The organism is Salinibacterium sp. AL4.1 (assembly GCF_059767305.1).
Map to the genome: position 1 here is coordinate 516,085 of NZ_JBSOQK010000001.1, position 24,857 is coordinate 540,941.

Below are 24,857 nucleotides of genomic sequence, written 5' to 3' on the forward strand. Positions count from 1 at the left end.
AGTTGCCGCGAATACGCGAGGGGCGCGCGGGAGCCTAGGCTGGAGTAATGGCTCGAACCGGCAAGTCCCACTCCCCTAGCCAAACAGCGGGTGAGATTCTTCATCGAGCCGCTCGGATCGAGGATGCCTTCCATCGCTGGCGTGAACGCCGCGGCCGCAAGCGCGGGCTCACCACCACGATCATTCCGTACAGCAGCTATGCGACGGAGGGATGGGCTCGAGTGCTCTGTCGCGTCGTTCTGACGCGAGGTACCGAAGCGTCCAAGAAGCGCGCCGAGAAGGTGCGCGGCTGGCGCAGCTTCTTCAGCATCCCCGTGAACTCTGAAGTGGTCACCGTCACCATCGGGGGGATTCAGGTCCAGCTAACTCCCGGGCGCGGCGGAGTGATCGACGAACAGGTTGAGGTCGCTCAGTCTCCGGGCTGGCACACTGCCACCCTCGACTCGGCAGGCTCTGACCCCACCACGGCCCATATTTTCGTTGTTGATCCCACTACAGAGTTTGGCGTGATCTCCGATGTCGACGACACCGTGATGGTGACCGCACTCCCCCGCCCACTGCTCGCGGCCTGGAATACCTTCGTGCTCGACGAGCACGCACGACGTCCGGTCGCCGGCATGGCTGTGCTGTACGACCGCATCACTCGGGCAAATCCCCACTCTCCCGTGATCTACCTCTCTACTGGCGCGTGGAACGTTGCCCCGACGCTGACACGTTTTCTGCGCCGCAACCTGTACCCGCGCGGCGCGATGCTGCTCACCGACTGGGGCCCCACTCACGATCGCTGGTTCCGCAGTGGCGCTGACCACAAGCGTGCCAACCTTCGACGCCTCGCCTCTGAGTTTCCCCACGTGAAATGGCTACTGGTCGGCGATGACGGCCAGCACGATGAAGAAATTTATGGGGAGTTCGTCGCCAGCCATCCCGAGAACGTCGCGGCCGTCGCCATCCGCCAGCTGTCGAATGGTGAAGCGGTGCTCGCCGGTGGCCGCAGCAAAATTGCGGAACGCGAGCGTGAGTCATCCGTACCGTGGCGGTATGCCCCCGACGGCGCCCGTTTGGCGATCGAACTTCGCGAGCTGGGCCTGATCAACGACTAAAGCAGAATTGCTTTGTTAAATTTGGTGCACGAATGCCGCGATGCACATGAACACAAGCCGCGACGCTGCAATGATTGACTAATGGCGTTACCAATCGAAGACTATGCCCTCATCGGCGACTGTCAGACTGCTGCCCTCATCGGAAAAGACGGGAGCATTGACTGGCTCTGCTTCCCGCGTTTCGACTCCGCCTCAATGTTTGGAGCGTTGCTCGGCAACGAAGACCATGGCCGCTGGCTCGTGGCTCCGCGAGCGAGTATGGATGCTCCCGCCACCGTCACGGTGACGCGCAAGTACCAACCCAATACCTTTATCCTCGTCACCAACTGGGTGACCGAAACCGGCGAAGTCGAAGTCACTGACTTCATGCCTCACGGCAACCGTCGAGCCGATGTCATCCGTCGCGTCCGCGGCATCAGTGGCTCTGTCGAGATGTACGCCGAGATGTTGATCCGCTTTGGCTATGCCACTGCCCTGCCGTGGTTGCACCAGGCACCCGAAGCGGGCGGCCACGCCATCATCGGTGTTGCTGGCCCCGATGCGATCGTTGCGCGCGGTGTCGAAATGCACGCCTCCGAGCACACTCACCGCGGCGAATTCACTGTGAGCGCGGGCGAGGTTCGCGACTTGACCATGACGTGGTACCCCGCGCACCGTAATCCGCCATCTCAGGTCAACGTGGATGCTGTGCTCGAAACCACAAGCCAGTGGTGGCTCAATTGGTCGGCGCACTGCGAACCGACCGAACAGTACCGCGAGATCGTCAAGCGATCACTACTCGTACTTCGAGTACTCACTCATGAAGACACTGGCGGAATTGTTGCCGCGGCAACGACGAGCCTACCCGAGTGGTTCGGTGGCACGCGCAACTGGGATTACCGCTACGTCTGGCTGCGCGACGCTGCCCTCACGCTGCACGTTCTTCTCGACCACGGCTACGTTGCCGAAGCCGAGGCGTGGCGCCGCTGGCTTCTGCGCGCGATCGCGGGCGACCCCGCCGACGTACAGATCATGTACGGCCTCTCGGGCGAACGCTGGCTTGAAGAGCGTGAGCTCACTTCGCTGCCGGGCTACGAAGGCGCTTCTCCCGTTCGCGTGGGCAACGGCGCTTTCGACCAGTTCCAGGGCGACGTCTTTGGCGAAGTAATGATCGCGCTGCAGGCCGCACGACGTTCCGGCGTTCACGAGAATGACTTTTCCTGGCCGCTTCAGCGCGCCCTGATGTCTCACGTTGAAGACAACTGGAACCGTCCCGACAACGGCATCTGGGAAATTCGTGGTCCCGAGCGCCACTTCACGCACTCCCGAGTGATGCTCTGGGCTGCGATGGACTGTGCAATCACCGCCGTGGAAGAGTTCGGTCTCGAAGGGCCCGTCGATAAGTGGATCGGCATCCGCGAAGAAATTCGTCAAGAGATCGAACGCGACGGCTGGGATGCCGAACGCGGCACGTACACGCAGTACTACGGCGGCACCGGCGTAGACGCGTCGCTATTGCAGCTGCCTCAGGTCGGCTACCTCAAGGCTGACGACCCGCGGATGCTCGGCACTGTCGCTGCCATCGAGGAAGAATTGCTGCACGATGGCCTCGTGCTGCGGTATCGCACCGAGAGTGGCGTTGACGGCTTGCCCGACGGCGAGAACCCGTTCTTAACGTGTTCGTTCTGGTTGGTAGAGCAGTACGCCTCCTCGGGCCGCGTCGATGACGCGACCGTGCTCATGGACCGCCTCGTTGGTTTCGCCAATGATGTCGGTCTCATTAGTGAGGAATACGACACCACCAACGATCGCCAGGCCGGAAACACTCCGCAAGCGCTCAGCCACTTGGCCCTCGTGCGCGCCGCCGACGCGATCTCGGAAGCAAAGACACCGCAGTGAAGTTTGTAACGACGCTGGTGATTGCGCGTCGTTCACCGCTTCTTCAGGTGCTCAAAACATCCGTCGCCGCGGTAATTGCGTGGGTCGTTGCCGGCTTCGTCGTGCAACAACCGCTACCGATCTTTGCTGCAATTGCTGCGCTGCTCGTCGTGCAGCCGAGCGTGACGCAGTCGATCGAAAAGGGCCTCGAGCGCAGTATCGGCGTCGTTGCGGGCGTGGTCATTGCGCTCGGCGCCGGCCAGATCTTCGGCACTTCCAGCTGGGTCATCTTGATGGTGATCGTTTTGGCGGTTCTCGTCGCGTGGCTGCTGAAACTGAGTGCCGGATCTGCCAACCAGATTCCCATCAGCGCGATGCTCGTGATTGCCCTGGGCGGGCAGAACGCCGAATATGCCGTTGATCGCATCATAGAGACGATCATCGGCGCCATGATCGGCTTGATCGTGAATCTCGCCATCGTCGCGCCCGTGATCGTGAGCCCCGCGCACACCGCAGTCTTACTCCTCACCAAGCACACCGCGGCCGCGCTCGAGTCGTTGGCATCTGCTCTGCGTGTGCCGAAATCGGATGCCGAACTCGACGTTCTGCTCGCCGATTCTCGCCACCTCAAAGAGCTGCGCGATGCCGCGTCCGCCGCCCTGCGCAAGGGCGCTGACAGCCTCACCCTGAATCCGCGCCGCAGCAAGCACCACCGAATTCTGCACCGCGACCGCGAACTCTTCGCGATGCTCACCGTATTAGTCACTCGCGCCCTCGGAATGGCGCGCGCTATCCACGACCGCTACGACCCCAACCTCGCCACCGACCCCGTGGCGTTGTCAATCGCGCGAGAACTAGAAAGGGCCGCTCACGACCTGCGGCTGCGCGGCCGCTCCCCCAGCGAACGGGAAGCCGCGCCGCCAACGCGGGAACTGCTGACGCTCACCGCTCCACTGACGGTATTGACGCCACATCCGCAGCACTGGATTTTGATCGGCTCGCTGCTCGAAGACGTGCGCCGAGTTCATGAAGAAATTGTGGGCGACGACGGCGCGAGCTAGTTAGCCGACGAGCGCGCTGCACTCCGCGAGACAAGCAACGAATCGCCCGGTTTCACCAGAGAGTTCACGCCGCAACTCAAGCAATCGCCCCGCGGCATCGTCGATGAGGGCCTCGTCGAGTTCGCCCTCGTCGACGGCCTGCTCTACAGCGGCGACGATTCCTTCGGTATCAACCGCTCCGACATAGAGCAGCATCGTATTTCCGGCTTCAATCGCCCGCACCGCGTTGGTGATCTGGTTGGAGTATTCGGCGACGCCGGAGCGCTCCAACATGCCCATGTCATCCGTTATCGCGATGCCATCGAAACCGAGATCGTCACGCAAAATCTCATGCCAGCGGGTCGAGAACGTGGCGGGTTCCTCATCCACCGCAGTGAACTTCAGATGGCCGAACATCACCAGTGGTGCGCCCGCTGCGATGCCGTCCGCGAAAGGAACGGCGTGCGTCTTCTCCCAGTCTGCAAAGGACAGCGACGTCGTCGGGATGCTCGTGTGCGAGTCTCCCGCGGCCGCTCCGTGGCCCGGGAAGTGTTTGAGAGTGGAAAGCACCATCGACTCCCCCTGTACCGCCGCCGCAACGCGCTCCCCGGCATCCGCGCCCGTTGCTCCGAACGATCGCTCATAAATGAAGCTGGATGAATCGCTGGCGATATCGGCGACGATGCCAAAGTTCACCGAGACACCGACAGATTCGAGCAAGGCACCGCGCTGGGCGAAGGCCTCGAAGGCTGCGTCGGGGGCTTGAGAGCGAAGTTGTAGCGCCGATGCCGCGTCGTCCGTAGGTACACGGCGCACGATGCCGCCCTCCTGGTCAGTGGCGACCAGAACGGGCAGGCCTGCCTCTGAACTCAGCGCGGCAGTATCGGCTTTCAGCTCGCCCAAGCTGCCCGGGATGTTATCCCCCATGAGAATGAAACCGCCGACGCCGTCGAGAGCGCTGCTCACTCGCTCGGCCGGTGATTCGCCGGGAACGTGCACCATGAGCATGCTGAGCACCTTCTGGCGGAGCGACATGGTGGAGAGACGGTCGGTCGCGTACTGAGCGATCGGATCTACCGGTTGTGCCTCCGGTCGCGGCGTGAAGGTCGGAGCGGGAACAACGTCTGTTCGAGGCCCCGCGGTACACCCCGCAAGCACGAGAGTCGCGGCTACAGCGGCGGCGATCGCAGGGATTCGTCGCGCGATCGTCATGCAGCGATCGTACCCGGCTTCGGCGCTAGAGGGTCAGGAGAGCCAGGTCAACGAAGCAAAATCTTCCGCGGTGAGACCGAACTGATCGGTGGCGTGAGCGACGGTTGTTCGTACGACGGGCACCTCTACGCCCTTGCGCGTGAGAACGTCGATACCGGCGGGCGTGAGGCGCGATCGCGAGAAACGCAGAACGATGGTGTCGAAGGCATCGTCAGCCCCGACAACTTGCCAACGGCTCGTGAGCACCTTCAACCAGCCTTGGCCGCGCCAGACGAATTCATCGCCCCGCAAACGGTCGGTGCCGACGATGGTCTTCTGCTCGCCATCGCGAGTCGTGTAGCTGACGGTGTCGGCGAAAGTGAGCTCGTCGCCCTCGGCTGTCTCGTAGCTAAACTCCGGGTTATGGCGCGTTCCATCGAGCCACATCGGAAAATTGGTCGCCTCAACGCACCAGGTGCCGGGCAGCTTGGCGGCTAGCACCGAAGCATCAAAAACTTCACTCACGAGTTCAACATAGAACACCGCGGCTGAGAGTCCGCATCACGACTCGAGTCTGCGGCTACTCTGGGCAAATGATGCGCGCTCTCGTTCGGTCGTCTCACCCCGGCCCCACTGCCGCAGTGACCGTGATCATGTTGGCACTCGCGTGGGGTTACGGTCTCGAGGGGTGGCGAATCGCCATCCTAACTGCCGCGATTCTGACCAATCAGCTATCGGTGGGTCTCTCGAATGACTGGCTTGACGCCGAGCGCGACCGTGCCTCCGGCCGTACCGATAAACCCATCGTGTCGGGCGAAGTCTCGGTCACCCAAGTTGCGGGCATCGCCGCGGGGCTTGCCGCGACATCCATTGTTCTTTCGCTGCTTCTCGGGCCACTTGCTGCTCTTGCCCATGCGGTGTTTCTTGCCAGCGGCTGGCTTTACAACCTAGGGCTCAAAGCGACGCTGTTCTCCGTTGTGCCGTACATCGCGGGATTCGGATCACTGCCCGCCATCGTGACCCTTGCTGCCGGTGCTCCGCAGCTTGCTGCGCCGTGGGCGATTGCGGCGGGAGCGCTCTTGGGAGTTGCGGCCCACTTCAGCAATGTATTGCCCGACCTGGATGACGATGCGAGCACCGGGGTGCGCGGGTTGCCGCACGCTCTGGGCACCCGTCTTTCTGCCGCCGCAATCGCCGTCGGGCTGATCGGCGCGAGCATCGCCGTGGTGTTCGGGCCCGGCACAGCTCCGAGCACTCTTGCTCTCATCGGCTTCGTCGCCATCATCACTGTTGCTGCGGTCAGCGTAGTGCTGATCGCACGGGGAACTCTCCAGCGATTGCTCTTTCGCCTAACGATCGTCGCCGCCGCCATCACGGCCGCGCTTCTCGTGCTGTCGGCACCGCAGCTTAGCTAACCCTCTACGCCACCGGCGGCGCGATATCGCTCGGTTCGTCTGCAGCGACAGCCGGATTGCGGATGCCCAGCAGCGAGGTGAGAGCGCCGGCAAACAGCAGGGCCGCGGTCACGATCACAACGCGGTGAAAATTGTCGGGCGAAAGCGAGCCGACGGTGATCACGCCGAGCAGCGCGACCGTGACGAGCCCGGCAATACGTGACACGGCGTTATTGACTGCGGAGCCGATGCCCGCTTGCTCGGCCGAAATCGCGCCGAGAATCGCCGCGGTTAGCGGAGCGACTGTCATCGACATCCCCACGGAGAACAGCAACACGCCGGGCAGTACTTCCGTCACGTAGTTGACCGATTCCCCCAGACCGAGGAACGTCACGTAACCGCTGCCAGCAAGAAACGGGCCGAGCGTCATAAACAAACGCGGACCGTATTTGCCGCTCAACCGGCCGAAGAATGACGAGAGCAGAATGATGGCGAGGGACGACGGCAGGAACGCAAACCCGGCGAAGGTCGCCGAGTAGCCGGCCACTTCTTGCAAGTAGACGACCATGATGAAACCGCCGAGCGCCAACGCTCCGTAAATGAAGAACGTGGCGATATTGCCCAGACTGAAATTGCGGTGGCGGAACAGCTCAAGCGGCAGCATCGGCTGATTCGCCCGGCTCTGCCACACAATGAAGGCGATAAAGCTCAAGATGCCGACCACCAGCGGCACGAAAACGGCGGGGCTGCCCCAGCCCAAGTTTCCCTGCTCGATGAGCGCAAAGACCGGGCCACCAAGCCCGACGATGCCCAGGGCGGCGCCGAGGAAGTCAATGCGCGTGTGTGCTCTGCGCTCGTCGCGGTGCCCCAGCTTGACCAGCAGCCAGAGCGTGATCGCGATGGGGATGACGTTGATGGCAAAAACGAGTCGCCAGCTGAGCAGGTCCACGAAGACACCACCGAGCACGGGGCCCACGATAAAGGCCGCGCTGGTCCAGGCCGTCCACTGCCCAATGGCATGAGCCTGCGCGGTGCCGCGGAACGTTGACATGATCAAGGCGAGCGAGCTCGGCACAAGTAGTGCGCCAGCGATTCCTTGAACGCCACGCATCACGATGAGCAATTCGGCGGTGGGCGCTACGGCAATGAGCAGCGATGCAATGCCAAAACCGATGAGGCCAATCCGCAGAATAACGAGGCGACCATAGACGTCGGAGAGAGAGCCTGCCAGCAAGATAAGGGAGCCGAGCGTGATCAAGTACGCATCAACAACCCACTGCTGAGTGCTCAGTCCACCGCCCAGTTCCGAGCTGATTGCAGGCAGCGCGACGTTGATGACAGACCCGTCGAGAAAGGCAACAAACGACGCCAGAATCGCGATGGTCAGCACAAATCGTTGATCGCGGGTCATGGTTCTATTCAACACCCGCCAGCGTCACGTTATGCCCAGCTCGGAGCGCTGCTGGCGTTACTGCTGTTTGGGCACCGACTAGTCGAGGCGGCTGAACCCTGTCACGCGCACAACCGCGATACCTTCGGCAGCGGACTCAGCGAGATCCACGGTCGCGTTGATCGACCAGTCGTGGTTGCCCTCCGGGTCTTCGATGATTTGCCGCACGTGCCACTGCCCCGGCTCCTCGGTGATGGTGATCATCGCGGGACCCCGCGCATCACCCGCCGTGGAGAGAGAGTCGTGCTCCTCAAAGTAGCGATCGAGCGACTCGCCCCACGCTTCTTCGTCGTAGCCGGCTGCGGCATCCAGCTCGCCGAGAGCGACCGCATCGTCGCGGGCAGCCAACTGCACGCGACGGAACATTTCGTTGCGCACGAGAACGCGGAAAGCGCGAGCATTCGTGACGACGGATGCCGGAGCAGGCGGCAACACCGGCTCACCGCTAGTGGCGGAGTCGACCCCGTTCGTCATGGCCTCCCACTCGTCGATGAGACTCGAGTCGACCTGGCGAACAAGTTCGCCGAGCCACTCGATGAGGTCGAGTAGTTCGTCGGTTTTGGCATCATCCGGAATGGTCTGACGGGTGGCACGGTAGGCGTCGGAGAGGTAGCGCAACACGAGGCCTTCGCTGCGAGCTAGACCATAGAAGCCCACAAAGTCGGCAAAGGTCATGGCGCGCTCGTAGAGGTCACGAACGACGCTCTTGGGGCTGAGGGCGAAGTCGCCGATCCACGGCTGGCTCGCCCGGTACATATCGAAGGCAGCATCCAGCAGCTCTTCGAGGGGTTTGGGCCAGGTGACTTCTTCGAGCAGTTCCATGCGTTGGTCGTACTCGATGCCTTCGGCTTTCATCGCCGCGACGGCCTCGCCGCGAGCCATGAACTGTTGCTGCGAGAGGATCGGGCGTGGGTCATCCAGCGTCGCTTCGAGCACGGAGATCATGTCGAGCGCGTAAGTCGGCGACTCGCGATCGAGCAGATCGAACGATGCCACGGCAAACGGCGAGAGCGGTTGGTTGAGCGCAAAGTTGGCCTGCAGATCGACAGTGAGGCGAATCTCAATGCGTTCGTCGAAGCTCTCGACTTCTTCGCCATCCACGATCATCGTGTCGGCAACGCGGTGCTCTTCGACGATCTCAGCGGTGCGCAAGGTGCGGTAGATCGCGAGCGCTTGCTTGGCGAGTTCACGTTGCTTGCGACGAGGTTCGTGGTTGTCTTCGACAAGAGTGCGCACGTTGGAGAAGACGTCGCCGCCGCGAGCGATCACGTTGAGGATCATCGCGTGGTTCATGCGCATGTTGCTGGTGAGCTGTTCGGGCTCTGCGGCGATCATGCGCTCGAAGCTGGTCTCGCTCCACGTGACGAACCCTTCGGGAGGCTTCTTGCGCACGATCTTGCGGAGCTTTTTGGTGTCGTCACCGGCTTTGGCGACGAGCTTGGCGTTTTCTGACTCGTGCTCGGGAGCTTGAGCGACGACGGTTCCTGCCGTGTCGAAACCAGCGCGACCGGCGCGACCGGCGATCTGGTGGAACTCGCGGGCGGTCAGCTGACGCATTCGGGTGCCGTCGTATTTGGTGAGCTGCGTCAGCAGCACAGTACGGATGGGCACGTTGATGCCGACGCCGAGAGTGTCGGTTCCGCAGATCACGCGCAGCAACCCGCGCTGAGCGAGTTGCTCCACAAGGCGGCGGTACTTGGGCAGCATTCCCGCGTGGTGCACGCCGATGCCGGAGCGGATGAGGCGCGAGAGAGTCTTGCCAAATACGGTCGTGAAGCGGAAGTCCCCGATCGCGTCAGCAATCTGGTCACGCTGTTCGCGGGAGACAACCTTGATACTGGTCATCGCCTGCGCGCGTTCGAGAGCAGCGGCTTGCGAGAAGTGCACAATGTAGATCGGCGCTTGCCCGGTGGAGAGCAGCTCTTCTACCGTCTCGTGGATAGGGGTGAGGGCCCAGGAGTAGTGCAGCGGCACGGGGCGTTCGACACCCGTGATGAGACTTGTTTCGCGGCCAGTACGGCGGCTCAGGTCATCCGCCAGCGGTTGCATGTCACCGAGCGTCGCCGACATCAGCACGAACTGCACTTTGGGCAGGATCAACAGCGGTACCTGCCAAGCCCAGCCGCGATCGGGATCGGCGTAGAAGTGGAACTCATCCATCACAACCTGATCGACACGAGCATCCGCCCCCTCGCGCAGCGCGAGATTTGCCAGGATTTCTGCGGTGCAGCAGATGATGGGCGCATCGGCGTTTACCGAAGAATCCCCCGTGACCATGCCGACGTTCTCGGCGCCGAAGACCTCGACAAGCGCGAAGAACTTCTCGCTCACGAGAGCCTTGATGGGCGCGGTGTAGAACGTGCGCTGCCCTTGGGCGAGCGCAATCGCGTGGGCGGCGATCGCTACGAGCGACTTCCCTGTGCCCGTTGGCGTAGAGAGGATGACGTTGGCACCCGAGACGAGCTCGATGACCGCTTCATCCTGAGCAGGGTAGAGATCGAGGCCTCGGCCGGATGCCCAGCCGACGAAAGCGTCATAGGTTGCGTCTGCGTCGAAGGGCGTCGGAAGCGCATCCAAGAGTGAGGGCATTGTTCCACCGTAGCCGGGTCACAGGACATCGGAGCACGGCGAGCACGCAACGAGCAGGCACCGAGCGCGCAACCAGCACCTCACTAGCTCAGAGCAAGCATCACCGAGGCGATGAGCGCGAGTGCCATTCCGAGCAGTTGCACCCGGCTCACTTTCTCCTGCAGAGTGAAGCGCGCCAACACAATGGTCGCCAGCGGATACAGGCTCACGAGAACTGAGACGACCGCGAGGCTTCCGGCTTGCAGCGCAAACAGCACGAAAGCGTTGGATGCTCCGACGAGAACACCACCGGCGGCAGCGAGCATCCGTGCCCGGCTCACACTCACGACGGCACCGCCCTCGGGTTGGTGATCGAACTGCGCGAAGAAGCGGCGGATGGGCGTGCTGAGGCGAGTGAGCGCGAGCAGGACCAGCATGGCGGCGAGGCCGACCACGATCTCGACGACCGCGGTGGCGAGGCCCGCGGATTCCGGCGCCTGATCAAGCGCGATGAGAGCGGTACCGAGACCGATGCCCGAGACAACGCCCACCACGACGGTTCGCGGGCGAACGCGCGCGGCGGCATCCGAACGGGTGACCGACACGAGTAAAGCGCTGACGATGGCCAACACGATGGCGACCCACGCGAGCACCGGCAAGCGTTCGCCCGAAACCACGGCAAAGGCGACCGGCACGACGGCTCCCACGACCGCGATGAGGGGGGCAACGAGGCTCATCGGCCCATCGGCGAGCGCCGCGTAGAACGTCAGCAGCCCGACGATGGCGGCTACTCCAGCAATGGCACCCCACAGAATGGCGCCGGGCTCGAAACTCACGGTGACGAACAGCATCGCGATGAGCAGCGAAACAGTGGCGAAGACGTGGATGATCGTGGTCGCCGGCACCACCTGCAAGCGTCGTGTGCTCAAGCCGCCAAAGAAGTCGGAGACGCCGTAAAACACGGAGCCGGCGAGGGCGAGAACGACGCTGAGAATCATCCCGTCAGCATAGAGCCAGCGGAGACCGCCGAGAGCGCGGTGCGCCCGGACGCGCGGGTAGAATCGGGTGTGCCTAATTCTTCATCCTCCCCCGACCACGGCCCGAGCGGTCTTGACCCCGCCGAGCTTGAGGTTGCCCTCAAAGTGCTCAACCAGATGGTGGGCATGGATGAAGAGCACCCCGACTTTGTGACCGTTCGCCGGGCGACCGCCGCTATGTTCAAGGCGGTCAAGAAAGAGCGCCGCCTTGAGAAGCGTGCTGCCATCGCTGACGCCGACCGCGAAGTGATTGCAGCAACCGCTACGGGCGCCGCCGACCGTATTGATGACGAGACCCGCGGCATCCCTATCTCCACCAGCACGACGACGCCGACCGCCGGCGAGCTGATTAAGGCTCGTCCCTGTTACGTCTGCAAGCAGCCGTATACGACCGTTGATTCGTTCTACCATCAGCTGTGCCCGAGCTGTGCGGCCTTCAATCACGCTAAGCGTGACGCCCGCACTGACCTCACGGGCAAGCGTGCGCTGCTCACCGGTGGCCGCGCCAAGATCGGCATGTACATCGCGCTGCGTTTACTGCGGGATGGCGCGCACACGACCATCACGACGCGCTTTCCGCGGGATGCCGTTCGTCGCTTCTCGAGCTTGCCCGACTCGGCAGACTGGCTGCACCGCCTTCGCGTGGTCGGAATCGACCTGCGCGACCCCGCTCAAGTAATCGGCCTGGCCGACTCCGTCGCAGCTCAGGGTCCTCTCGACATCCTGATCAACAATGCGACGCAGACTGTGCGTCGCTCCCCCGGGGCATACCAGCCGCTCGTCGATGGCGAGCTTGCTCCCCTGCCCGACGGCCCGCTACCCGAGCTCGTGACCTTTGGTCACACAAATGACCCGCACCCGCAGGCGCTAGCGCAGTCGGTGTCGGCGCATCCGATCTTGGCCGCCGCTGCCACACGGGCTGAAGAGCTGACCGAGCAAGCCATGACCGCTGGCTCGAGCTCACTGGAGCGACTCGCTGCCGGAACAGCGATTGATGCCGGTGGCCTTGTGCCTGACCTCGACTCGATTAACTCGTGGACGCAGCACGTCGATCAGGTCGACCCGCTCGAGATGCTCGAAGTTCAGCTGGCCAACACCACGGCACCGTTCGTGCTGATCTCCAAGTTGCGTCCCTCGATGGCAGCGTCCGAGTCCCGTCGCAAATACATCGTGAATGTGTCGGCGATGGAGGGCGTGTTCGGCCGCGGTTACAAGGGTCCCGGGCATCCACACACCAACATGGCCAAAGCCGCCGTGAACATGCTCACCCGCACGAGTGCCCGCGAAATGTTTGAGAGCGATGGCATTCTCATGACGAGCGTCGACACCGGGTGGATCACGGATGAACGCCCCCATCCCACCAAGGTGCGGTTGGCAGAAGAGGGCTTTCACGCGCCGCTCGACCTCGTCGATGGTGCAGCGCGCGTCTACGACCCCATCGTGCGCGGCGAGGATGGCGAAGATCTGTTCGGCATCTTCCTCAAGGACTACGACAAGAGTTCGTGGTAACCCCGATGTCGACCCCCGCAGAGTTTTTGAAAGCCACCACGAGTGGAACCCGAGTTGTGGTGCGCCACCTCATCGAGGATGGCCGCGCCACCGACTCCCTGGGCTACTTTCACCTCGCCGATGACACTCACTGCGTCGTCGCGACCAAGCGTGGTCTCGAGACCATCGAGCTTGCGAAGGTGATCGCCGCCAAAGAAGTGCCACCACCGCCAGCGCCGCGCCCGCGCGCTACTTCTTCGGACTAGCTTTCGCCGGTGCCTTCGGTGCCTTGGGTGCCTTGGGTGCCTTGGGTGCCTTGGGTGCCTTCTCCGCCGGCGCGGACTTCACCGCGACTGCCACAGCCAGTTGTGCCGGCGTCACTTTGCCGGGGTTGAAGTGTGCGCCTGGGTCTGCCGAGTCGAATAGCCCCTGCATCACTTTGACACCTTCGGTCGAGATGTCTTGCTCGATCCAGGGCGAGTGCTCGACGCCCACGCCGTGGTGGTGTGAAATCGTGCCGTCGTTGTCAACAAACGCCTTCTGAATCGCGCGCTTGACGGTGTCGTATTCCCCCATCGGGTCGTCGCCGAAGGTGAAGGCGAACGTGAAGTAGAGACACGCGCCCGAGTGATAAGAGTGAGACATGTGCGACATGATCCAGCCCTTGGTACCGAGCGAATCGTAGGCATCCTGGGCAGCTTTGTGTGCGGCTTTGTGTAGTTTCACGACCGACGACCACGGGGTCGCCGTTTCGGAAACGTCGCCCGCGGCGCCCATGTCGAGCAGAAAGTCGCGCAGGTATGGCGTGTCAAATTTTTTCTGGTCGTAAAGGATGCCGGGCCCCTTGCCGACGCCCATGCCACCGTGCTTGGCAACGATCTTGTCCACGAGACTCTTTTGGCGTTTCGCGTGCGATGTCTCGCCCTCAAAACCGATGAAGGATAGACAGATGTCGTCGAGGTTCCAGCCCTTGGCGAGCATGATTTTGGGCAGCGCCGTTTCGGCCGTGAACTTGCTAAAACCGGTGCGCGTCTTGCTCGTCGCAAGGGAAAAGCCCGTTTCTTTCGCATCAGAAATTCGGGTGATGGATGGCGCAGCATCCGATTCGGCGATGGCTTGCATCGTCGCAATTCCGGCTTCCCAATTGGGGAAGAAGTACGCGTAAACGTCGCGCTTTTCGGGGATGCGGTGCACCTGCACCGTCACCTCGGTGATGACACCCAGGCGCCCTTCGCTGCCGAGAATCATCTCGCGAACGCTCGGACCGCTCGAGGTGCTGGGTAGCGGGCGCAGAACGAGCATTCCGCCGGGGCGAACCACTCGCAACCCTCGGGTGATATCGGCAATGTCACCGTATTTGTCTGACTGCATTCCCGACGAGCGTGTGGCTACCCAACCGCCCACCGTAGAGTGCGTGAAGCTGTCGGGAAAATGACCGATTGTCCAGCCCTGATCGTTCAGCTGCTGTTCGAGGTCGGGGCCCTGAGCTCCCGCTTGAATGCGGGCGAGGCCCGCCGCCTGGTCGATGTCGATGACCTCACGCAAGCGGCCAAGGTCAAGCGAAATGACGACACGCTTCTCCGCGGGCAACGGCTCCAGGCTGCCGGCAATGTTGCTTCCCCCACCAAACGGGATGAGGACCGCGTTGGCGGCGACAGCGGCATCCACGACCGCTTGCACTTCAGCCTCGTCGGCGGGATAGATAACGACGTCGGGGCTCCGCAGGATGGCGTTGCTGCGAATACGCACGAGGTCGCGCAAGCTCTTGCCATAGGTGTGGATGACGCGCACCATGTCATCGCGCGTGACGTTGTCATCGCCCACAATTTTCGCAAGCGTCTTCACGAACGCTGCGGTTGCCTTGCTCGCCGGAACGTTGAGGTCAGCGAACGACGGCTCGCCGGCTCGCACCGCTTTCGTAAGATCGAGCCCGACCGCATACTGCACGAACGGCGCAAAACCGGGCTTGTCTTCGTGACGGAAGCCCACACCTTCGTTTCCCCAGCCCCACCATTTCATGTGCTTGACAGCGGTCATTTCGATCCCTTCGGCAGTGCGGTTGGCATGGGGTGAACGGTTTCGTGCAGCGCCCGCACTGCGGCGGCCAGACGCACGGAGAACTGTTCCGGGGTTTCGGTGCCTTCGCGATACATTAATTCGCCACAGACTACCGTGACGGGCAGCCTTCCGCGCTTGGGCCAGTTGTAGCCTCGCGGCATGGCAGCGGATGCTCCCACCAGAGCGATCGGCAAGCACGGAGCTGACGTTGCGATTGAGAGCGCTGCAGCGCCCGGCATGAACCGGCCGAGAGCGCCTTCGCGCGTGCGACCGCCTTCGGGAAAAATGAGAAGGGGAACTCCGCGTTCCAGAAGCGCGCGCGATACTCCCGCCCGCTTTCCCTCGGCATTGCGCTCAATGGCGAAGGCGTTGAAAAAGAGAGTCGTCAGGCCTTTGCGCCACCAGACTTCGAAGAAATAGTCCGCCGCCGCTCCGGCAGCGAGATAGCGCGCCCGAGCCCGCGGCAGTGCTCCAATGATGAGAGGCGCATCCAAATGGCTCGAGTGGTTGGCAACCACGACAAACGGGCCATCGAACCGAGCAATCGTGCTCATACCGACGACTTTCACCCGCACGAGAGACCAGACGAGCGGTTTCAGCAGCCCCCGCTGCGCGACAAAGCGAGCGCACGCCATCGCTGGCGAGGTAAAGCGGTCGACCGGTGGCGTCACGACGTTGAATCTTTCACGCCCGGTAGTTCGGAGCCCTCGCCACTTCGGCTTGATGAGATCTTGGCCGAAATCCAACGAATGGTGCATTGCGGCAAATGTCGGGCAAACCATCCGATGGCTCGGTACCGAACAGTAGGTGTGGAGACAACCTTGCCGCGAGCTGAATCACGTAATGCACCCCGCACCAGAGTGGTGACGTCTATCCAGAGCGCGTCGGGGATCGCTGAGGTGCGGATGCCCGCCCGCTGGTGGAACTCCGTAACAACCCAGCCCGGCATGAGGGCAGTGACCGAAACGCCAGTACCGCGCAGTTCAACGGAAAGCCCCTGGCTGTACGACGCTACCCACGCCTTGATCGCAGAATACGATCCCATCATGACAAGCCCGGCGATGCTGGCAACATTGATGATGGATCCGGCGCCGCGCTCACGCATTGCTCGCCCCGCAGCTCCGCCCAGGATGAAAACTGCGCGACACATAACGTCAAAGGCATGTTCGTGCACAGCGACAGCCGCGGCATCGGTGAGACGGGCGTGCACACCGAACCCAGCGTTGTTGATGAACAGATCTATCGGGCGAGAAACGTCTTCGAGCCGCTCGGCTATGCGCATCACATCGTCGCGGTCCGCCAGATCAGCACTGATCGTCTCGACAGCGACGCCGAAGTCTCGCGACAGGGCCTGGGCCTCTGCAGCCAACCGCTCTTCATTGCGAGCCACCAATACGAGATCGGTGCCGGCTGAGGCCAGTTGTCGCGCAAATTCTGCGCCGATTCCCGACGTGCCACCGGTGATGAGCGCTGTTGCCATGGCGCCAACCCTACGGCACGACACCGCCGTGGCTTCGCTGTCACACACGCGCACACAAACTACACTTGGCGACATTCAGCGCCCCACCAATGCAGCGAGCGGAGGAGCACGATGACTCAGGGTCTTGAGATTGCTCTCGATGATATGGCCGTTCCGGCACACACATTCGATGTACGGCGATATGCCGCAGAGGCACAGGCAAGTTATCGCGAAGAACTGTCGCTCGATGCTTACCGAGAGCGACCGCTTAGCGACGATACGGTGCGCGCGCTTCGCTATCTTCATGTAGTAGAGCGGGGCACAATGACGCACTTGCGCAGCGTGCTCGTCACCGCGACCCACAAGGACTCTCGCGTTACCGCGTTTCTGATCACGTGGGCCTTCGAGAAATACTGGATCGCTGACGCTCTCGATCAGATCATTCGGGCTCATGACGGCGCTGACGCCAATCGCGCGCCCTTCCGCACTCCGGTCGAGCGTACGATCCGTGAGTCGATCGCGGCGAACATCATTGGTCTTCCCATGATTGCCGTGCACACGTCGCTCGGCACCGTGGATGAGTGGCTTATGCAAGCCGCTTATCGTCGCCTTGCCGAGCTAGACCCGCATCCACAACTCGCCGACATCGTCGCGCGCATTCTGGCAACGAAGACGCGTCAGCTTGAATTTTTTGAAGCCCAAGCCCGCCATCGCCTGACCGAATCGCCGCGAGCGCAGAAGGTCACACGACGACGCCTCTCAAAGACTCCGTGGCCGATTGGTGCCCGGGCCGAACCGCGAGCTAACACCCAGTTTTTCTACTCCTACTTGTTCGGCGATTCTCCGAACGTTCTCCCCCAGATTGACGCCCTCATCGACTCGCTCGCTGGTCAGGCCAATCTCAACCTCATGACAAGGGCAGCCGCCAAATGACGACCACCACCGCCCTGACCCGCGAGCATGTCTTTCTCACGGGAGCTACCGGCTTTGTCGGCCAAGCGATCCTCGAGCGATTGTTGTCGAGCCACCCGGAAACTCGCATTTCTATTCTGGTGCGCGGCAAGGGCTCGACCAGCGGCGAGGGCCGCCTCACCAACCTCATGCGCAAACCTGTATTTGCGCAGTGGATGGAGCGCGTGGGCAAAGACGAGGCTCTGGCGCAGGTCGCTCGCCGCGTCACCGTGATTGAAGGCAGCCTGACGGATGTTGGTACCCTGCCCGACGACATCGACATCGTGATCCACGGCGCCTCTACTGTCTCTTTCGATCCGCCCATCGATGAAGCCTTCGACACCAACGTCGGCGGAGCGACGGGAATTTACTCCGCCCTGCTGGCGAGCAAGTCGCGCCCGCATGTGGTGCACATTTCGACCGCGTACGTGGGCGGCATCCGTAAGGGGATCGTGCCCGAGGCCTCGCTGATTCATGAGGTTGATTGGCGGGCTGAGTATGAGGCCGCCCGCACCGCTCGCTCACGCGTGGAGTTCGAATCGCGGCAGCCCGAAGCTCTGCGCGCCCAGCTCACGGCTGCGAAAGCACGCCACGGTAAGGCCGGCCCGCAGGCTGTTGCGCAGTACACCGAAGCCGCTCGCGCTGAGTGGGTGCATGATCGCCTCGTCGACTACGGTCGCATGCGCGCCGAGAGCCTGGGCTGGACCGACGTCTACACGTTGACGAAGGCCTTCGCTGAGCGAGTCGCTGAGGAGATGTGGGCTCAGGCCGGTCATCCGCTTTCTGTCGTGCGGCCCTCGATCATTGAGAGCGCTTTGCTGCATCCGTTCCCTGGCTGGATTGATGGTTTCAAAGTCGCCGACCCGCTGATCTTGGCGTATGGGCGCGGGCAGCTGCCGGACTTCCCGGGACTGCCCGACTCTGTTCTCGACGTCATTCCGGTGGACTTTGTGGTCAACGCTGCTCTGGCAGCGGCCACTACCACCGCTGATCCTGCCGCGCCGGAGTACTACCACGTGAGTTCGGGCGCAAGCAATCCGCTGCCCTTCCATCGCATGTATGAGAACGTCAACGCGTATTTCACCGCAAACCCGCTCCCCGCCGACGATGGCGAGATCGCGGTGCCACTGTGGCGCTTCCCCGGCGGCCAGCGCGTCGAGAAGGCGCTCGTCAAGCGGGAACGCCAAGCCGCACGCGCCGAGGGCATTATCGCCAAGTTGCCGACAACACCTCGAACTCGGCGCTGGCTCGACGAAGTCAAGAGCGGTCAGCACCAGCTCGATGTGCTTCGTGGTTTCACCAATCTCTACCGGGCCTATGTGCAGACAGAGATCATCTTCGACGACGCGAACACGCGAGCCCTTCTGGCAGCGCTGCCCGGCAAAACCGAGGCCAGTGCGCGATTCGACGTCAACGACATCCACTGGGAAACCTATTTTCAGCAGGTGCACTTTCCTGCAATCACGACGCTCACGCGAGCGTTCGCTAACCGACCGGCGGCGCGAGCTCGAACAGCAGAGAAACTGCCGGTGCGGTCGGATGTCGTGGCGGTCTTCGACCTCGAGGGGACCGTTGTCGATTCCAACCTCGTCAAGCAGTACCTCCTTCTGTGGGGCGGCACCGTGCCGCGCTCGAAGGTCATCCACGACCTTGCCGACTTCACATTCTCGCTGCGCAAATATGTGCGGGCCGAGCGTCGAGACCGTGGAGAGTTCATCCGCACCTTCATGCGTCGCTACGAGGGCTTTAAGATTGCGGAAATCGAGCGTATGGTTCGCGGCAGCTTCGGGCGCGCGATGATGCGTCGAGTAATGCCGGATGCTCTGCGCCAAGTTCAAGCGCATCGTGACGCCGGCCACCGCACCATTTTGGTCACCGGAACCATGGATCTCGTCGTGACACCGTTCTTGCCGTACTTCGACGAAGTAATCGCAGGCCGCATGCACGAACGCGACGGAGTTCTTACGGGCTTCCTCGCCGACCCGCCGCTCGTCGACGAAGCTCGCGCTGCCTGGTTGCTTCACTACGCGGCCCAGAATGGCCTCAATCTCAGCCAGTCCTACGGTTACGGCGATAGCCACGCCGACATGCGGTGGCTGCAGCTCGTCGGGCATCCCAACGCGGTCAACCCTGACGTCAACCTGTACAAGCACGCTCAGGAGAAGCGCTGGACCGTGCTCGACTGGAAGCGTCGAACCCCCAACTCCCGCATCCCGCGACCCCGCGCCGCGGCCCCTGCGACAACGGAAGGAGCGGAGCCCCACTCGACACCGTCGAGCTAGCTCCCACACACCATGGCATTCGATATTGATCGCTACACCGCAACATCCAAGAAGGTGCAGTGGGCTGACCTCGACTTCACAGAGTTTGAGCGCAACCCTCTGCCTGAGGCAACGCTGCGTAGCCTCCGCTACATGGCAGACGTTGAGTACCACACGGTCTGCTACCTTCGCGATCTTCTGGTTACGCCCTCCCACAAGGAAGCCGACGTCAGCGCCTTCATGACGATGTGGAATCGTGAAGAGTTCTGGCACGGAGAAGCGCTCTCACACGTTCTGCGCGCGCACGACGTCACGCTCGACTATGACGAGCTCAAAGCGACGCGCCTGAAGTTGGGCTGGAAAGACCGCCTCGACCCTATTAAGCAGTCGGTCCTCGGTAATGTCATCGGCAAAGACTTCATCGCCGTGCACATGATCTGGGGTGCCGCGAACGAATGGTCGGCAGTCGCCGCCTACAACCGGCTTGCTGACTTAGAAAAGCATCCGGTGTTGTCAGAATTGCTGCGCCGCATCGCCAAGCAAGAAGCTCGTCATGTGGCGTTCTATGCGACCCAAGCTCGAAAGCGCTTGGAAGAGAGCAAGAAGGGTCAGTTGCTGGCCCGATTCGCTCTCAAGGGCGCGTGGGGTCCTGTGGGTTCGAGCATCATGCCAGCGGATGAGGTCACTCATGTGATGGGCCACCTCTTCTCAGGTGAAGAGGGTCTGCGCGAAATCCGTAAGCTCGACGACCACATTTCTCGGATGCCCGGGATGGAAGGTCTCACGATCGTTGAGACTGCGATGAAAAAGTATGGGGTTGCGGCGTAACAGGCGTAGGCTGCTCGCTGGAGTATTGGCCACAATCGAATAGGTAAGTTGAAACCGTGGGCGTAAGAATCGAACGAATTGACCTTCCCGGGTTTGGCGTGCGCAACGACGTCATCACGAACTCGGGATGCCGCGTCAGCGTGGTCTCGCTGCGTTCGGGTGAACGTGATCTTGCTTTCTTCAATGCGGACGACCCCGACTCGAATGCTGCGTCTATCTCGTTGACCGATGATGAAGCATCCGCCATCGCGGAAGTTCTCGGTTCGTCGCTCACCCTCAGCCGGCTGTCGGCTCTCGGCGAAAAGGCCGAAGGTCTCTTCAACGAAGAGATTTCGCTGCCCAACGGCTCCGGTTTTGTCGGACACCCGATGGGTGCGATGAAAGCCCGCACCCTCACGAGTGCCTCGATCGTTGCCATTGTGCGCGGCAATGACGTTGTCGCGTCGCCCGGCCCTGAAGTTGTTTTCGAAGCCGGCGACGTCATCGTTGCTGTCGGCACCCGCCAGGGTCTCGACGCCCTCGGCAAGCTCATCAATAACGGTCCCAGCTAAGAGTCACGTATGCATGAGACGACGCAGCTACTCATCGAGGTTGGCGCTCTCCTGCTCGTTCTGAGTGTGCTCGGCAGAGTTGCCGCACGCTTCGGCTTCTCGGCGATCCCGCTCTATCTTCTTGCCGGCCTCGCCGTGGGGGAAGGCGGATTGCTCCCGCTGCAGGCCAGCGAAGAGTTCTTTGAAGTCGGATCGCAAATTGGCGTGATCCTGCTGCTGGCGATGCTCGGTCTCGAGTATTCAGCCGACGAACTCATGGCGAACCTGAAGTCATCACGGATGTCGGGGATTCTGGATGGCGTGTTCAATGCGCTCCCCGGCGCACTGTTTGCCATTCTGCTCGGGTGGGAACCCGCCGCAGTCGTCGCTCTTGCCGGAGTGACTTGGGTGTCATCCTCCGGAGTTATTGCCAAGGTCATTCGAGACCTCGGGCGACTCGGTAACCGCGAGACGCCGGTAATTTTGTCGATCCTGGTGATGGAAGACCTCGCCATGGCGTTCTATCTGCCGGTGCTGTCGGCGCTCGTGATCGGTGCCGGGCTGCTGCAGGGGTCTCTCACCGTGGCGATCGCCGTTGCTGTTGTCGTCACCATTCTTTACGTAGCGCTGCGCCATGGTCGTGTCTTGTCGCGCTTGCTCCCCCAGAAGAACGCTGAAGCCTTGCTGCTCGGAGTAGTCGGGCTCACGATGCTCGTCGCGGGCCTTGCCGAAGCTGTCAACGTCTCCGCAGCAGTTGGTGCGTTCCTCGTGGGTATCGCCATTTCGGGGCCTGTAGCGCACCAGTCCGCTCAGCTCATCACTCCCCTGCGCGACCTCTTCGCTGCCGTGTTCTTCGTCTTCTTCGGCATCTCGACCTCGCCCGCCGACATCATTCCGGTGCTGCTGCCCGCCTTCGCCCTCGCTGTGCTCACCATCGGCACCAAAACGTACTCCGGATATCGAGCCGCAAAACACGCCGGTATCGCCGCGCCTGGCCGTTGGCGTACCGGGCTAGCTCTGACCCCGCGGGGAGAGTTCTCCATCGTCATCGCAGGCCTCGCGGTTGGCGCCGGCATCGAACCCATGCTCGCCCCGCTCGCCACTGCCTACGTACTCATGACGATCATCGCCGGCCCGCTGTTGGCGCGTGTGCCGGATACCGCGTGGTTCAAGGCGCGCGTGCGCAAGCCCACCGCAGCTCCGCCGACGACGCCCGTAGCTACGCGCTAGCCGCCAACAGCACGCCCGCGGTGGTGTTACGCAGCGGCCTTCGGGTCTCGCCTCGAACCATTCCTCAGCGAACGAGGGTCTTTGCGTTGTAGGCCCGAACGTAGCTGGGGATCAAGAAGAGATCGACAATCAGCCATACGTACGCGGCCACGATAAGAGGGATACCGATGAAAATGGCTGCCGTAGCGATGCCTATCCACCACAACGCAAGGAAGCCGATCGCGCTGCCGATCCGGCCTAGGTAGAAGTAGTGCGCTGCGAAGCCGGTCAAAAAGATCGCCAGCAGATAGGTGATCGCCACGTCTTTGCGCGAAACGACCGCAACAACCTGAATGGGGGCGGCGACAGCAGGCGCATAGTGTTCGGTCCACGATGAGCCACTCCACCATCTGCTCAGCGTCGGATCGTTCGGGTCGGCGTACCAGCCAGCAGGTGGGGCCACAGCGTCATCGGTCACAAAATCTCCTTTATAGAAATGACCCTATCTCTATACCTACTTTGGAGTGTGGCTCCTTCAACAGGAAAGCGAGCGCGCAGCCGTAGGCTACTCGTCGCCCTTGTTCAGGTCGGAAAACTTCTCAGCCATCGTGGGGTTGCCCTTCGTCAGCTTCTTGATCGTCACGTCTTGTGCCTTGTCATTGGCGAGGCGCAGGTTGCGGTTGGTACCGAGCAGGGCATCCTTGGTTTTCTGCAGGTGATCGATCGACTTGTCGATCTCGTCGATCGCCGTCTGGAACTTACGGGATGCCAGATCGAAGTTACGAGCGAAGCCTGTTTTGAAGGAGTCCAGCTCTTCCTCAAAGTTCGTCACATCGATGCTCTGCGCCTTCACAAGCGCAAGCTCATTCTTGTACGTGAGTGAGTTGAGCGCCGCGTTGCGGAGAACCGTGATGATCGGAATGAAGAACTGGGGGCGCACGACGTACATCTTCGGGTACCGGTGCGAGACATCCACGATGCCGGAGTTGTACAGTTCGCTGTCTGGCTCGAGCAGCGACACCAGCACCGCGTACTCGCAACCCTTTTCGTTGCGGTCTTTGTCGAGCTCTTTCAAGAAATCTTCGTTGCGCTTCTTCGTGGCCGTAGTGTCGGCTTCGTTCTTCATCTCGAACATGATGGACACGATCTCGGTGCCCGACTCATCCGCCTCTTTGAAGATGTAGTCGCCCTTGCTGCCGCTGCGCGCGTCATTGTCTTTCTCAAAGTAGGCGCGAGGGAAAGCGGTAGCCCGAATCTGGTTGAACGTGGTCTCGCAGTGGATCTCGAGCGTCTCACCGATCATCTTGGTCGAAAGTCGCGCCTTCATGTCGCGCAGCCGCTCAATGGCGTCGTCGCGATCTTTGATCTGAGTCTCGTACTTGTCTTTTAGCGACGTCTCGGCGAGTTTCTTCTCCAGCTCTACCCGCTCAAGAGTGCCCTTGAGCCCGTCGCGCTCTTTCTCCACGGCACCCACCGCTGCGGAGAGCGCCAGCTGCTGCTCTGAACTTGCGGCCTGAAGCTTCGACTTCAGCGCCTGGATCTCAGCTTCTTTCTCTGCGGTGGCGGCTTGGAGCTCGCTCACGCGCTTCGCTTCAGCCAGCTCGGCGGCAGACTCCCGCTCTCGCTTGGCCTTCTCGAGATCGTTAGCCAGAGCATCCCGCTCGGTCTGCACCGCGCTCAGAGCCTCTGACACTGCCAGCTTCTGAGCAACAGCGCCAGACTCCAGCTGCGCCTTCAGCTCCTGAATGGCGGCATCCTTCTTCGATGATTCGGCCTGCAGCTCCCGCGCGACCTTCGCTTCAGCAAGCGCGATCTCCGCCTTCTTGGTGGCCTCGGCCGACTCAAGTCGCTCGTGCAGCTCACTCTCGAACTCACGGTCACGAATCTGCTTCACGATGTCGGCATAGCCTGCCTCATCGATAGTGAACGCTTTGCCACAGTGAGGGCAGGTAACTTCATGCATCGGCGCGTCTTCCATTCAGCTCTGCTGTGAGGTGGATGCCCGCCGGCTGCGGTTACTCGCGCGGCGCACTCCACATCGTTTTCGCTCAGGCTAATGGCTGCGCTGAGCGCACGGGGGTTGCCGCACGGAGTTCTGACACGGCAACGCCCACGGTGGAGTTCGCGCAGGCCAGCAGGCGGGCACGAAAAAGCCCCGCAATCTTTACGATTGCGGGGCTAAATGGTGGATCCAAGGGGATTCGAACCCCTGACCCCCTGCATGCCATGCAGGTGCGCTACCGGGCTGCGCCATGGACCCATTTGTTTTGTTTCCGTGTAGAAAACGCAACTTGACAAGATTACTACACGCTCAGCGCATCCAAAACCATCTGAGCGAATACCGGCCTAAACTACGGAAAATATTTGGGAAAAGCCGAAGGGCGGCCAGCATCCGTGAAGATGGTGACCGCCCTTCGTGCGCCTGAGCGAACGGTG

Annotated in this window: 21 protein-coding genes and 1 tRNA gene; 11 read left to right on the forward strand and 11 right to left on the reverse strand. The window is 61.9% G+C overall.

Going from position 1 to position 24,857, the window contains the following annotated elements; translation table 11 throughout:
* Positions 1–47: 47 nt before the first annotated feature.
* The 3 genes from ACWTV3_RS02520 to ACWTV3_RS02530 all read left to right on the forward strand — a co-directional run bounded on the left by ACWTV3_RS02520 (position 48) and on the right by ACWTV3_RS02530 (position 4,018).
* On the forward strand, positions 48–1,100 hold the full coding sequence (locus tag ACWTV3_RS02520; protein ID WP_498476690.1) for an App1 family protein phosphatidate phosphatase: 1,053 nt from the start codon (positions 48–50) through the stop codon (positions 1,098–1,100).
* Positions 1,101–1,181: 81 nt separating this feature from the next.
* A complete protein-coding gene (locus ACWTV3_RS02525; RefSeq protein ID WP_498476691.1) occupies positions 1,182–2,978 on the forward strand; it encodes a glycoside hydrolase family 15 protein in 1,797 nt (598 codons plus the stop codon).
* Entirely contained in the window at positions 2,975–4,018 is a 1,044-nt protein-coding gene (locus ACWTV3_RS02530; protein ID WP_498476692.1) for an FUSC family protein, read from the forward strand. Before ACWTV3_RS02525 ends, ACWTV3_RS02530 begins: the two co-directional genes overlap by 4 nt.
* Here the strand turns inward: ACWTV3_RS02530 and ACWTV3_RS02535 are convergent, their stop codons facing one another.
* Together ACWTV3_RS02535 and ACWTV3_RS02540 are read right to left on the reverse strand one after the other, a co-directional pair.
* Complete coding sequence (locus ACWTV3_RS02535) at positions 4,019–5,209, reverse strand: glycoside hydrolase family 3 N-terminal domain-containing protein (protein ID WP_498476693.1); 1,191 nt, start codon at positions 5,207–5,209, stop codon at positions 4,019–4,021. It abuts the gene before it with no gap.
* Between the two features lie 33 nt (positions 5,210–5,242).
* Positions 5,243–5,713: a hypothetical protein gene (locus tag ACWTV3_RS02540; RefSeq protein ID WP_341619750.1), complete on the reverse strand. Its 471-nt coding sequence runs from the start codon at positions 5,711–5,713 to the stop codon at positions 5,243–5,245.
* Positions 5,714–5,781: 68 nt separating this feature from the next.
* On the opposite strand from ACWTV3_RS02540, the gene ACWTV3_RS02545 reads away from it, so the two are divergent.
* Positions 5,782–6,603 carry a UbiA family prenyltransferase gene (locus ACWTV3_RS02545; protein ID WP_498476694.1) on the forward strand — a complete coding sequence of 274 codons (822 nt, stop codon included), beginning with the start codon at positions 5,782–5,784 and terminating at the stop codon, positions 6,601–6,603.
* Between the two features lie 4 nt (positions 6,604–6,607).
* Here the strand turns inward: ACWTV3_RS02545 and ACWTV3_RS02550 are convergent, their stop codons facing one another.
* The 3 genes from ACWTV3_RS02550 to ACWTV3_RS02560 all read right to left on the reverse strand — a co-directional run bounded on the left by ACWTV3_RS02550 (position 6,608) and on the right by ACWTV3_RS02560 (position 11,598).
* On the reverse strand, positions 6,608–7,993 hold the full coding sequence (locus tag ACWTV3_RS02550; RefSeq protein ID WP_498476695.1) for a DHA2 family efflux MFS transporter permease subunit: 1,386 nt from the start codon (positions 7,991–7,993) through the stop codon (positions 6,608–6,610).
* Between the two features lie 78 nt (positions 7,994–8,071).
* Positions 8,072–10,621 carry a DEAD/DEAH box helicase gene (locus ACWTV3_RS02555; protein WP_498476696.1) on the reverse strand — a complete coding sequence of 850 codons (2,550 nt, stop codon included), beginning with the start codon at positions 10,619–10,621 and terminating at the stop codon, positions 8,072–8,074.
* Positions 10,622–10,704: 83 nt separating this feature from the next.
* Positions 10,705–11,598: an EamA family transporter gene (locus tag ACWTV3_RS02560; protein ID WP_498476697.1), complete on the reverse strand. Its 894-nt coding sequence runs from the start codon at positions 11,596–11,598 to the stop codon at positions 10,705–10,707.
* 69 nt (positions 11,599–11,667) lie between these two features.
* Between ACWTV3_RS02560 and ACWTV3_RS02565 the strand changes: the two genes are divergently transcribed.
* A complete protein-coding gene (locus ACWTV3_RS02565; protein ID WP_498476698.1) occupies positions 11,668–13,146 on the forward strand; it encodes an SDR family NAD(P)-dependent oxidoreductase in 1,479 nt (492 codons plus the stop codon).
* Positions 13,147–13,151: 5 nt separating this feature from the next.
* Positions 13,152–13,391, forward strand: a complete 240-nt coding sequence (locus ACWTV3_RS02570) for a hypothetical protein (RefSeq protein ID WP_498476699.1) — start codon at positions 13,152–13,154, stop codon at positions 13,389–13,391.
* Here the strand turns inward: ACWTV3_RS02570 and ACWTV3_RS02575 are convergent.
* From ACWTV3_RS02575 to ACWTV3_RS02585, 3 genes are read right to left on the reverse strand one after another with little or no spacing between them, the layout of a single operon-like run.
* Positions 13,375–15,162, reverse strand: coding sequence for an FAD-binding oxidoreductase (locus ACWTV3_RS02575; protein ID WP_498476700.1), 1,788 nt, complete (start codon positions 15,160–15,162; stop codon positions 13,375–13,377). The genes ACWTV3_RS02570 and ACWTV3_RS02575 overlap by 17 nt on opposite strands.
* Positions 15,159–15,854, reverse strand: a complete 696-nt coding sequence (locus ACWTV3_RS02580) for a lysophospholipid acyltransferase family protein (RefSeq protein ID WP_498476701.1) — start codon at positions 15,852–15,854, stop codon at positions 15,159–15,161. The genes ACWTV3_RS02575 and ACWTV3_RS02580 overlap by 4 nt, the downstream gene beginning before the upstream one ends.
* On the reverse strand, positions 15,851–16,663 hold the full coding sequence (locus tag ACWTV3_RS02585; RefSeq protein ID WP_498476702.1) for an SDR family NAD(P)-dependent oxidoreductase: 813 nt from the start codon (positions 16,661–16,663) through the stop codon (positions 15,851–15,853). Before ACWTV3_RS02585 ends, ACWTV3_RS02580 begins: the two co-directional genes overlap by 4 nt.
* A 111-nt stretch (positions 16,664–16,774) precedes the next feature.
* Between ACWTV3_RS02585 and ACWTV3_RS02590 the strand changes: the two genes are divergently transcribed.
* Genes ACWTV3_RS02590 through ACWTV3_RS02610 form a run of 5 tightly spaced genes read left to right on the forward strand, consistent with a single transcriptional unit; the run spans position 16,775 to position 22,442 of the window.
* Positions 16,775–17,575: a hypothetical protein gene (locus tag ACWTV3_RS02590; RefSeq protein WP_498476703.1), complete on the forward strand. Its 801-nt coding sequence runs from the start codon at positions 16,775–16,777 to the stop codon at positions 17,573–17,575.
* On the forward strand, positions 17,572–19,875 hold the full coding sequence (locus tag ACWTV3_RS02595) for an SDR family oxidoreductase (protein ID WP_498476704.1): 2,304 nt from the start codon (positions 17,572–17,574) through the stop codon (positions 19,873–19,875). The genes ACWTV3_RS02590 and ACWTV3_RS02595 overlap by 4 nt, the downstream gene beginning before the upstream one ends.
* 12 nt (positions 19,876–19,887) lie before the next feature.
* Positions 19,888–20,682 (forward strand): ferritin family protein, encoded by a 795-nt coding sequence (locus tag ACWTV3_RS02600; protein WP_498476705.1) that lies wholly within the window; start codon positions 19,888–19,890, stop codon positions 20,680–20,682.
* A gap of 56 nt (positions 20,683–20,738) precedes the next feature.
* Entirely contained in the window at positions 20,739–21,233 is a 495-nt protein-coding gene (locus ACWTV3_RS02605) for a cation:proton antiporter regulatory subunit (protein ID WP_498476706.1), read from the forward strand.
* Positions 21,234–21,242: 9 nt separating this feature from the next.
* Positions 21,243–22,442 carry a cation:proton antiporter gene (locus ACWTV3_RS02610; RefSeq protein ID WP_498476707.1) on the forward strand — a complete coding sequence of 400 codons (1,200 nt, stop codon included), beginning with the start codon at positions 21,243–21,245 and terminating at the stop codon, positions 22,440–22,442.
* A gap of 64 nt (positions 22,443–22,506) precedes the next feature.
* Here the strand turns inward: ACWTV3_RS02610 and ACWTV3_RS02615 are convergent, their stop codons facing one another.
* The 3 genes from ACWTV3_RS02615 to ACWTV3_RS02625 form a co-directional block, all read right to left on the reverse strand.
* Entirely contained in the window at positions 22,507–22,899 is a 393-nt protein-coding gene (locus tag ACWTV3_RS02615; protein ID WP_498476708.1) for a DUF2510 domain-containing protein, read from the reverse strand.
* Between the two features lie 87 nt (positions 22,900–22,986).
* A complete protein-coding gene (locus tag ACWTV3_RS02620; protein ID WP_498476709.1) occupies positions 22,987–24,384 on the reverse strand; it encodes a DUF2130 domain-containing protein in 1,398 nt (465 codons plus the stop codon).
* Positions 24,385–24,604: 220 nt separating this feature from the next.
* A tRNA-Ala gene (locus ACWTV3_RS02625) sits at positions 24,605–24,681 on the reverse strand.
* Between the last annotated feature and the right edge of the window lie 176 nt (positions 24,682–24,857).

Bases quoted from the DNA above. Each gene is read 5' to 3' on its own strand.
- ACWTV3_RS02610 (WP_498476707.1), top strand. From the start codon at position 21,243: ATGCATGAGACGACGCAGCTACTCATCGAGGTTGGCGCTCTCCTGCTC.
- ACWTV3_RS02575 (WP_498476700.1), bottom strand. From the start codon at position 15,162: ATGACCGCTGTCAAGCACATGAAATGGTGGGGCTGGGGAAACGAAGGT.
- ACWTV3_RS02555 (WP_498476696.1), bottom strand. From the start codon at position 10,621: ATGCCCTCACTCTTGGATGCGCTTCCGACGCCCTTCGACGCAGACGCA.
- ACWTV3_RS02535 (WP_498476693.1), bottom strand. From the start codon at position 5,209: ATGACGATCGCGCGACGAATCCCTGCGATCGCCGCCGCTGTAGCCGCG.
- ACWTV3_RS02550 (WP_498476695.1), bottom strand. From the start codon at position 7,993: ATGACCCGCGATCAACGATTTGTGCTGACCATCGCGATTCTGGCGTCG.
- ACWTV3_RS02545 (WP_498476694.1), top strand. From the start codon at position 5,782: ATGATGCGCGCTCTCGTTCGGTCGTCTCACCCCGGCCCCACTGCCGCA.
- ACWTV3_RS02525 (WP_498476691.1), top strand. From the start codon at position 1,182: ATGGCGTTACCAATCGAAGACTATGCCCTCATCGGCGACTGTCAGACT.
- ACWTV3_RS02585 (WP_498476702.1), bottom strand. From the start codon at position 16,663: ATGGCAACAGCGCTCATCACCGGTGGCACGTCGGGAATCGGCGCAGAA.
- ACWTV3_RS02570 (WP_498476699.1), top strand. From the start codon at position 13,152: ATGTCGACCCCCGCAGAGTTTTTGAAAGCCACCACGAGTGGAACCCGA.
- ACWTV3_RS02590 (WP_498476703.1), top strand. From the start codon at position 16,775: ATGACTCAGGGTCTTGAGATTGCTCTCGATGATATGGCCGTTCCGGCA.
- ACWTV3_RS02600 (WP_498476705.1), top strand. From the start codon at position 19,888: ATGGCATTCGATATTGATCGCTACACCGCAACATCCAAGAAGGTGCAG.
- ACWTV3_RS02595 (WP_498476704.1), top strand. From the start codon at position 17,572: ATGACGACCACCACCGCCCTGACCCGCGAGCATGTCTTTCTCACGGGA.
- ACWTV3_RS02620 (WP_498476709.1), bottom strand. From the start codon at position 24,384: ATGCATGAAGTTACCTGCCCTCACTGTGGCAAAGCGTTCACTATCGAT.
- ACWTV3_RS02520 (WP_498476690.1), top strand. From the start codon at position 48: ATGGCTCGAACCGGCAAGTCCCACTCCCCTAGCCAAACAGCGGGTGAG.
- ACWTV3_RS02560 (WP_498476697.1), bottom strand. From the start codon at position 11,598: ATGATTCTCAGCGTCGTTCTCGCCCTCGCCGGCTCCGTGTTTTACGGC.